The sequence below is a fragment of the Mesorhizobium sp. M1A.F.Ca.IN.020.06.1.1 genome, assembly GCF_004023265.1.
In the GTDB taxonomy this organism is placed as follows: Bacteria; Pseudomonadota; Alphaproteobacteria; order Rhizobiales; family Rhizobiaceae; genus Mesorhizobium.
Window position 1 is genome coordinate 1 of record NZ_RZSR01000462.1, and the last position, 4,593, is coordinate 4,593.

Sequence of the window (4,593 nt, forward strand, 5' to 3'; positions counted from 1 at the left end):
AGCGAGGTATCCTCCAGCGTGCCGCGATTGACGGCGATCGACTTGTCGGCAAGGTCGTCCTTGCCTTTGACGGCAAGCTCGGCCGGGCCGATGACGGCGATGTAATAGGGCGCGTAGGCGGCGGCGAAATCGATCACCTGCTCGCGCTCCTTCGAATAGCCGACGCTCATCAGGATATCGACGCGCTTGTCGGTGAGATACGGGATGCGATTCTGGCCGGTGACGCTGACGAGGTTCAGCTTCACCTTCAAGGAATCGGCGATCGCCTGCGCGACGTCGATGTCATAGCCCTTGATGCTCATGTCGGCGCTGGCCGAGGAAAAAGGCGGGAAGTCGGAGAAGATGCCGACATTGATGGCCCCGGCCTTGGTGATGTCGTCGATGGCGTCGGCCTTGGCCTGCGAGGCAAGACCGGCGGCGCCGAGCATGATGAGTGCCGCAAGTGCGGATTTCAGTGTGTTGCGAAGAGTCATTTTAGTTCCCCTGCTGGAAGCTTGTTGTTGAAACCGGCCGCCGGCTCCAGCGCGACGGCCGTACTGGTTAGCAATTCCAGGAAAAGCGGGAAGCGGTCTACGCTTGGCGACTTCGCATAGCTTCCGTCCGGAATTGCGTAAAAACGAAGCGGTTCGCCGTTTCCATGAAGCGGTGAAACGCTCTCGTGTCAGCCCTTCTTGATTGCCGGGCTGAACACCATCAGGCTCAGGATCTCGAACAGGACTTGCGCGCCGACATGGGCGGTGTTGGTTGTCGCGTCATATTGCGGCGCCACCTCGACGACGTCGCCGCCGACGATGTTGAGGCCCTTCAGGCCGCGCAGCAGCTCGAGCACCTCGCGCGTCGTCAGCCCGCCGACCTCAGGCGTGCCGGTGCCCGGCGCGAAGGCCGGATCGATGCTGTCGACGTCGAAGGAGATGTAGGTCGGGCCGCCACCGACGATCTTCCGCGCCTTCTCGATGATGGCGGGGATGCCGAGGCCGGTCACTTCCTCGGCATGGACCACCGTCATGCCGGATTCGTAGGTGAACTCCCACAGATACTCGGCCGAGCCGCGAATGCCGATCTGGATCGTGCGGGTGGGATCGAGCACGCCGTCCAGGACCGCGTTGCGGAACGGTCCGCCGTGGTGGAACTTGGTCATGTCGAACAGCCCGCTGGTGTCGCAATGGGCGTCGATGTGGATCATGCCGACGGGAGCCTGCTTACCGACCGCTTTCAGGATCGGATGGCTGATCGAGTGGTCGCCGCCGACCGAAAGCGGCAGCACGCCGGCGTCGACGATCTGGTTGGTGCGCTTTTCGATGTCCTCGTGGCTGATCTCCAGCCGGTAACGGCTGCGGAACGGCGTGTCGCCGATGTCGGCGACGCGCAGCTCATGCGTCGGCGCGCATTCCAGCACATGATTGTAGGGGCCGATGCGCTCGATGGCGCGCAGCGCCCGCGGCCCGAAGCGTGAGCCCGGCCGGTTGGTGACGCCAAGGTCCATCGGCACGCCGATCATCGCCACTTGCAAGTCGCCGAAATCCGGATTGTCGGCCGCCACCTGCCGGTAAGGCGCGGCAAGGAAGGTCGGGATGCCGGAATAGGGCGCCAGCCGGGTGCCGCTCTTGCTGAAGATCTTGTCGGCGACCTTGCGGAATTTCGGGTCGAACATCTCGCCGCCATGGCTCTCGCCATATTTGCGGCGCAACGCTTCGAGCTTGCCGCGATCGTCACCCATGTCCGGTACTCCTCCGAGACTGCTTGCAGCGGGCGGCTGCACCGACGGCTGCCAAGCCAGCAGTCATCCGGCTGATCGTTGCCCGCTGGCGCCTGCGAAATCTACGTCTGTTGAGCTGTTCCGGGCAAAAGTGTCGGGCAACTGTATTGAAAAATCAATTGATATTGTTAGGGTCTTTGCTGTGAGAAAATCTCACAAAGTCGGGAGCTGTCCTTGGCCAAGCGCTTGCCGCCGTTGAACCCGCTGCGCGCCTTCGAGGCGACGGCGCGACATGCCTCGTTGACCAAGGCGGCGGGCGAGCTCAATGTCACGCATGGCGCGGTCAGCCACCAGATCAAGGCGCTCGAGCAATCGCTCGGCGTAAAGCTTTTCCAGCGCGCGGGTCAGCGCGTGAAGCTTTCGCCGCACGGCGCTGAGTTCCTGCCGGCGGTTTCGGCGGCCTTCGACGGCATCGCCGCGGCCACGCAGCGCATGACACGCCCCGCAAGCACCGGTGTGCTGTCGGTGTCCTGCGTGCCGGCGCTGCTCTTGTTGTGGATGACGCCGCGGCTCGGCTCCTTCACCGCGCAATATCCCGACATCCAGCTGACGCTGATCCCCTCCAACGACGCCAGGGACATCCGCGCGCCGCACATCGACGTCTGCGTGCATTATGGCGATGGCAGCTGGAGCGACTGCTGGATACGCAAATGGTCGGGTCTCGAGCTGTTTCCGGTGGTCAGCCCGACGCTGATCAACAACCGCCCGATCCGCAGCGTGCGCGACCTTGCCGACCACGTTTTCCTGCATGGCGACGACGGCCGCGAGTGGCACACCTGGCTGGCCGCCGCCGACGCGCTCGATCTGGAGCGCGGCCGCCGCCATCACCTCGGCGACGCGCGCATAGCGGTGGAGGCCGCTGTCCACGGCCACGGCGTGGCGCTCGGCGATTCCGTGACCGCGCGCGCCCTGCTCGCCAGGGGCATGCTCGTCGCGCCCTTCGCTTTGTCGGTGACGGCGGTCGATGACTTCTATGTCGTCTGCCGCAACGAGATGCGCTCGGCACCGATCGTCCAGCTTTTCATCGACTGGCTGTTTGCCGAAAAGGAGCAGGACGAGGGCCGAGCCGATGCCCCGGTCGCCGGCCGTGTGCCGAGCCGCAGGAAGCGCCCGGCGCTCAAGATGATCGGGGCTAGAGCGATTCCAGGAAAAGTGTGAGCGGTCTTCCGTCCGGAGATTGGCGTCAACAACAAGAAAGCCAAGAGCATTTTGCGGTTTCCATGCAACGGTGAAATGCTCTGGCGCAGCGTCCTGAGCGCTGGACTTGCATAGCTGGTTTTTGTCGGGCCAGCTTGCAAAGCAGGAAGCGCTTTCAAAAATACAATGCTAAGACCGCAGCTGGTTAACAATTCTGGGAGCTGCGCGGCGGTTTTCCGTCCGGAATGCTTCATAACAGGGACTTGAGGCGCCGCGCTTGGAATCACGCAAGCGCGACGCGCTTTTTGGGTGAGCAGATATGGCACGAACCGATATAGCGCGGCGCGTCTACAACCACACCTGGAAGCTGGACCCCATCGTCCGCAGCCTGCTGGACACCGATTTCTACAAGCTTCTGATGCTGCAGATGATCTGGGGCATGTACCCCAACGTCGACGCCACCTTCACGCTGATCAGTCGCACGACCTCGGTGCGGCTCGCCGACGAGATCGACGAAGGCGAACTGCGCGAGCAGCTCGACCACGCTCGCACCTTGCGCTTCACCAAGAAGGAGATGATCTGGCTCGGCGGCAACACCTTCTATGGTCGCAAGCAGATCTTCGAGCCGGAATTCCTCGCCTGGCTGGAGGATTTCCGCCTTCCCGACTATGAACTCGCCAAGCGCGACGGCCAGTACGAACTGTCCTTCCCCGGTCCCTGGATGTACACCACGCTGTGGGAGATACCGGCGCTCGCCATCATCAACGAACTGCGCTCGCGCGCCGCCATGCGCTCCTTCGGCCAGTTTGCGCTCGACGTGCTCTACGCCCGCGCCAAGGCCAAGATGTGGGCCAAGACCGAGCGGCTGAAGGCACTGCCCGGCATCCGCATTTCCGATTTCGGCACCCGCCGCCGCCACTCCTTCCTGTGGCAGCGCTGGTGCGTCGAGGCGCTGAAGGAAGGCATCGGCGAGGCTTTCACCGGCACGTCGAACGTGCTTCTGGCCATGGACAACGACCTCGAGGCGCTCGGCACCAATGCGCACGAGCTGCCTATGGTGTTTGCGGCACTTGCCAATTCCGTTGAGGAGCTGAGGCAGGCGCCCTACAAGGTGCTGCAGGACTGGCAGCGCTATTATGGCGGCAATCTGCTGATCGTGCTGCCCGACACGTTCGGCACGTCCGCTTTCCTGCGCGACGCGCCGGACTGGATCGCCGACTGGACCGGCTTCCGCCCCGACAGCGCGCCGCCCATCGAAGGCGGCGAGAAGATCCTCGCCTGGTGGCGCGAGAAGGGCAAGGATCCGAAACAGAAGCTGCTCATCTTCTCCGACGGGCTCGAGGTCGAGACCATCGAGGAGACCTACAAGCATTTCCGCGGCAAGGTGCGCATGTCCTTCGGCTGGGGCACCAACCTCACCAATGATTTCGAAGGCTGCGCGCCGACCGAGACCAACAGCCTCGACGCCATCTCGCTGGTCTGCAAGGTCAGCGAAGCCAATGGCCGGCCGGCGGTCAAGCTCTCCGACAACCCCGCCAAGTCGACCGGCGATGAGAAGGAGATCAAGCGTTATTTGCGCATCTTCGGCGAGAAGGGGCGGGTGGAGCAGCTGGTCAAGGTGTGAGGACTGCTCGAATAGAATTTCGGATAACCGGATAACTTGAGTTCCCGCCCACCCTCCTCTGTCCTGCCGGACATCT

At 63.2% G+C, this 4,593-nt stretch carries 4 protein-coding genes; 2 read left to right on the forward strand and 2 right to left on the reverse strand.

The genetic code is table 11. From position 1 onward, the window contains the following. On the reverse strand, nucleotides 1–473 hold a 473-nt coding region (locus EOA60_RS19755), incomplete at its 3' end, for a transporter substrate-binding domain-containing protein (protein WP_128311766.1). Between the two features lie 188 nt (nucleotides 474–661). Further along, entirely contained in the window at nucleotides 662–1,717 is a 1,056-nt protein-coding gene (gene speB, locus EOA60_RS19760) for an agmatinase (protein ID WP_095825553.1), read from the reverse strand. A gap of 213 nt (nucleotides 1,718–1,930) precedes the next feature. Between speB and gcvA the strand changes: the two genes are divergently transcribed. Then, nucleotides 1,931–2,914, forward strand: coding sequence for a transcriptional regulator GcvA (gene gcvA, locus EOA60_RS19765; RefSeq protein ID WP_095825554.1), 984 nt, complete (start codon nucleotides 1,931–1,933; stop codon nucleotides 2,912–2,914). Between the two features lie 298 nt (nucleotides 2,915–3,212). Next, on the forward strand, nucleotides 3,213–4,517 hold the full coding sequence (gene pncB / locus EOA60_RS19770) for a nicotinate phosphoribosyltransferase (RefSeq protein WP_127335083.1): 1,305 nt from the start codon (nucleotides 3,213–3,215) through the stop codon (nucleotides 4,515–4,517). Nucleotides 4,518–4,593 lie beyond the last annotated feature (76 nt).

Coding starts and splice junctions, on each gene's coding strand:
- speB (WP_095825553.1), bottom strand. CDS start 1,717: ATGGGTGACGATCGCGGCAAGCTCGAAGCGTTGCGCCGCAAATATGGC.
- pncB (WP_127335083.1), top strand. CDS start 3,213: ATGGCACGAACCGATATAGCGCGGCGCGTCTACAACCACACCTGGAAG.